This is a genomic window from Pseudoruegeria sp. SK021 (genome assembly GCF_002119405.1).
GTDB lineage: Bacteria > Pseudomonadota > Alphaproteobacteria > Rhodobacterales > Rhodobacteraceae > Meridianimarinicoccus.
In genome coordinates, this window is sequence record NZ_MTBG01000078.1 from 1 (window position 1) to 3,922 (window position 3,922).

The following is a 3,922-nucleotide window of genomic DNA, read 5'->3' on the forward strand; positions in this document are numbered from 1 at the left end:
AAAGTTCCACAGAATACATCTCCCAGCCCTCAGCTTCCGCCTCGGGCATCAGAATGGCGGACTTTTAATCCGCGACGGTCAGGTAATCCGACCGTTTCTGTGGACCAGTTTGCCTCCGGGATTCACACTACGAATACTCGATCATCAAGGCGCGATGGCCCCAAGTTTCGTCCGGATGGATCCACTACCTCTACACCTCCCCTGTGAATGGAGCAGGTGAATGAAGTATAAGGGGAAAAGTAAAAGGCCACATAATCGTTGACCACTCCGCCTCCTGGGACTTGGAACATGGCAGTCCCCCGGCGGTTCACCAGATTCGCATAACTTGTCTGATAGCATCGTTGAGGACTGGCATGAATTTTTGCTCTGATTTCTCCATCCTGGAGAAATGTCCCGACATCACGATAGTCTACCTGACGGAATATAAATCTTTCTGGCATGACAACTGACTCGCTCACGTTTACCTTTGCAGAACACACTGTTTCTTAGCGACCTTCAACCCAAGCGAAAGCGATTTGTAGGCCAGCCCGCAGCGGCATTGATCGTAAGCGTTCGAAGTGAGCGGCAGACTTGCGCCGTTCGTGTATGTGGTTGGGGTCATTTTACGTCTTGAGGCGATGTAGCAGATGGGCTGGCTGCCATCATCCATGTAGGTGCCAGCACACTATCAACAACAAGATCAGGCACCGCAGCGCTGCAAGTCCCCTGTGAACCCTTTCACGATATTCGTTAGTATGCTTGCCCGGCAACCAAATCAGCTCTTGTATGCCGAAACCATCAGCATCATTGGCCGTTCCTTCTCTTCGGCCAGCTCCGGCATCGCCGCGATCTGATCCGGCGTCGGTGCATACTCCTCGATCCTGCGCAGCGCGAAGCCCGCGCCAAGCGGGGTGTTGACCGTAGTCGCCAGCGTCCGATGATGCTTCAGCACACCCTCCGCGAACCAGTCGGTGCGGCGTTCGCCCTCCACCGAATATCCATTGACCGGCCAAGTCTTGCGACCTTCCTCGTCCTTGATCCAATGCGGATGGGTCGCGGCCATGAAGATCGGGTGTTCTATGATGAAGACCAAATCGCCGCAGGGCGTCAGCGCGCTGTGGATCGCCCGCATCAACCGCCCAAAATCCTGCACGTAGTGGAAGGACAGCGCACTATAAACTAGATCGAACGCGGCTTCCGGAAGGTCGAGTGTGTCGAGATCGGCAATGCGATAGTCGATAGCAGCATCGTCAGTGTCGGCACGGGCTCGGTCGATCATGTTCTGTGACAGATCAAGCCCCAGAACCGAGGCCGCACCGTTCTCGCGGAACCAGCGGGATGCCCAACCGAAGCCGCAGCCCAGGTCGGCCACGCTCTTGCCTGTAACGTCCGGCAGCAACGCGCGGATGGCGGGCCATTCCGGCGCACCATCCAGCCCTCGCACCTGCCGGGGAAGCTGGCTGTAGCCAGCGAAGAAATCGCGATTGTCGTAGATATTCTGTGCCATGTGTGTCTCCAGAGAAAGGGGAGGACGAGGGACGTTTTCCACGCCAAAACACCTCGTCCAAGGGGGCGAGTCCGAGGCTGTCAATCGGCGGGGTTAGGTCGCGTGATTATCATCCCGCCAAGGGGATACCCGCTGACCGGCGACTATGTGGATGTCCTTGTCAACCATGCGAGCATTTACCGTCCGTGAAACGAAAAATGTCAATTTGACCGACCTCATGAAAGGCTGGAAAGTCCCGCCAACCGATCATTCGGCCTGTGAAAATGCTGCGCGACGCACGAGCGTCCGGTTCGGTGAAGCCGCACTGCGGCGCGGGCTGCTACCTCGAAGGTCCGGAAAGGGCCGTCCATGTCCGGCAAGCCGATGCTGATCTGGCTGATGCTGCGTAAAGATCGAGTGGCTGCTTCTAGGTTTTTAGACGATCGAACATGGAAGTCGCTGATGTTTCTCGGTGCCTGTCAAATGTATTATCGCCCAATCTTGAAGATCGGTCGCCACAGCACCTATGTGATGCATGAAGGCTGCCGACCCGCATAACCCATGCGCTCGCCAATCTTGCATAACCTTGGCATCCCCGTGAACTATCTTCAGCTTGCCTTCGGGTTTTTCTTACTGGTTGCTGGCGGCGAAGGCTTGGTGCGGGGTGCCGTTTCGGCGGCCAACCGGTTGGGCGTCTCACCTTTGCTAATCGGATTGACCCTCGTCGGCTTCGGCACCTCAACGCCGGAGCTGGTCACCAGCCTTCAGGCAGCGCTCAACGGCCTACCCGGCATTGCGGTAGGAAATGTCGTAGGCTCCAATATCGCTAATATTCTCCTCATCCTCGGTGTGGCCGCGATTATCTCGCCTATCACCGTCGCTCGTTCCGGGTTTGGCCGGGACGGAGCGGCGCTTGCAATATCAACACTGCTCTGCGTTGGAGTGGTTCTCCACGGTGCGCTTGATCGCTGGCTTGGCGGCGTGCTGATCGCGGCTCTCGCGACCTACCTTGTTGTGACCTACTTGACTGATCGCAGTGATACGCCGGATCTAGCCGCCAGCACGTCTCCGACATTAGGCCCGCTCTGGCTGGCCATCACGATGATTCTCGGCGGCATCGCAATGACGATCTTCGGAGCGCGCCTTGCCGTAGACGCTGCGGTGACGCTGGCGTTGCTCTGGGGCATGAGCGAGACCGTTGTGGGTCTAACGATTGTCGCTGTAGGCACCTCTCTGCCGGAACTCGTGACCTCAGTGATGGCAGCGTTGCGACGCGAGCCCGCCATCGCTTTCGGCAATGTCGTCGGCTCGAACATCTACAATATTTTGGGCATCCTTGGGATTACCGCACTGGTCCGGCCGATCGCGGTGCCGGCGCAAATCGCGCAGTTCGACGTCTGGCTTATGGCCGCTGCGACCTTGGCTCTGATCATCGCGGTCGTTCCCTGGCAACGCATTGGTCGCAGCATCGGCCTCGCCTTTATTTCGGCCTATACAGGCTACACCGCATGGCTGGTCACGTTCGCCTGACATGGTCACCTTCGAAATTTTCCGCGTCCGCGTGCCGCAATCCTTCAGGAGAATGATGCATGAACAGAACATTGAGACAGCTCTCACAGTCAATCGTAACCGGGGTATCCGTCGTTTTGTGTTCCGTCGCCGCAGGTGCGCAGGAGACAGATCGAACTGAAGACATGCGGGGGCTCGGCAATTGCCAGGGTTGCGTGTTCGAAGGTCACGACTTTTCGGGACAACGCCTCATGGGGATCGATCTCGGAGAGTCAAAACTGTCCGACATCCACTTTGATCGCGCCGGCTTGGGTATTGCGATTTTCGACGGTGCAAAACTGGCCAGCATCAGCTTCGACGGCGCAGATTTGCGCGGCGCGAGTTTTGTCGGGGCGCGGCTCGTGGATGTGACGTTCGAGAACGCGGACCTGCGCGGTGCCGTGTTCGAGGGGGCCTTCCTCGAGCGCACCGACTTGCAGTCGGCGCTGCTCTGCACGACTCAGATGCCGGATGACGAGATGGACAACTCGGATTGCAGGTAAGGCAGCCGAAGAATTAGATCAGGCGTTTGCGACATTGGTTTTAGGCACTACCAATGCCGGTCAGAATTAAAGCAGACTTCTAATTCCTGATCGGAAACGGCAGCGAAGTCCGCAGACCGACAATTAAGCCGTGAAAATTCTGCAAATTGCATGAATGACCGGTCTGGAGAAGCTGCGGCGCAGCATGAGATCGCCCGATGAGTGGCCGGTTTGGGCCGTCCATGTCCGGAAAGCCGATGCTGATCTGGCTGATGCTGCGGTGCATCCGAGGTCGGCAGAGATGCAGGTTTCTCGGACGCCTTGCGCGTCGTTTGAGTGACGCGGATCGTTGCTTGGCGTCGGAGAAGCGCTCAAGCGGGAAATCGCGGGGTGGGGCTTGGTGGGGCGTTTGTTGCTATGGGGATTT

The 3,922-nt window shown here is 57.5% G+C and carries 5 protein-coding genes; 3 read left to right on the plus strand and 2 right to left on the minus strand.

The genetic code is table 11. From position 1 onward, the window contains the following. Positions 1–122: 122 nt before the first annotated feature. Both BV911_RS20460 and BV911_RS18455 read right to left on the minus strand, forming a co-directional pair. A complete protein-coding gene (locus tag BV911_RS20460; RefSeq protein WP_371588358.1) occupies positions 123–440 on the minus strand; it encodes a DarT ssDNA thymidine ADP-ribosyltransferase family protein in 318 nt (105 codons plus the stop codon). Between the two features lie 314 nt (positions 441–754). Further along, a complete protein-coding gene (locus BV911_RS18455; protein ID WP_086055015.1) occupies positions 755–1,486 on the minus strand; it encodes a bifunctional 2-polyprenyl-6-hydroxyphenol methylase/3-demethylubiquinol 3-O-methyltransferase UbiG in 732 nt (243 codons plus the stop codon). Positions 1,487–1,834: 348 nt separating this feature from the next. On the opposite strand from BV911_RS18455, the gene BV911_RS18460 reads away from it, so the two are divergent. The 3 genes from BV911_RS18460 to BV911_RS18470 are packed head-to-tail and all read left to right on the plus strand — an operon-like array spanning position 1,835 to position 3,516. Then, the gene (locus BV911_RS18460; RefSeq protein WP_086055016.1) at positions 1,835–2,023 is read left to right on the plus strand and encodes a hypothetical protein; all 189 of its coding nucleotides are present in this window, start codon (positions 1,835–1,837) and stop codon (positions 2,021–2,023) included. 39 nt (positions 2,024–2,062) lie between these two features. Continuing rightward, a complete protein-coding gene (locus BV911_RS18465) occupies positions 2,063–2,995 on the plus strand; it encodes a calcium/sodium antiporter (protein ID WP_086055019.1) in 933 nt (310 codons plus the stop codon). A 59-nt stretch (positions 2,996–3,054) separates the two neighbouring features. Next, the gene (locus BV911_RS18470; RefSeq protein WP_086055017.1) at positions 3,055–3,516 is read left to right on the plus strand and encodes a pentapeptide repeat-containing protein; all 462 of its coding nucleotides are present in this window, start codon (positions 3,055–3,057) and stop codon (positions 3,514–3,516) included. Positions 3,517–3,922 lie beyond the last annotated feature (406 nt).

Coding starts and splice junctions, on each gene's coding strand:
- BV911_RS20460 (WP_371588358.1), bottom strand. CDS start 440: ATGCCAGAAAGATTTATATTCCGTCAGGTAGACTATCGTGATGTCGGG.
- BV911_RS18455 (WP_086055015.1), bottom strand. CDS start 1,486: ATGGCACAGAATATCTACGACAATCGCGATTTCTTCGCTGGCTACAGC.
- BV911_RS18460 (WP_086055016.1), top strand. CDS start 1,835: ATGTCCGGCAAGCCGATGCTGATCTGGCTGATGCTGCGTAAAGATCGA.
- BV911_RS18470 (WP_086055017.1), top strand. CDS start 3,055: ATGAACAGAACATTGAGACAGCTCTCACAGTCAATCGTAACCGGGGTA.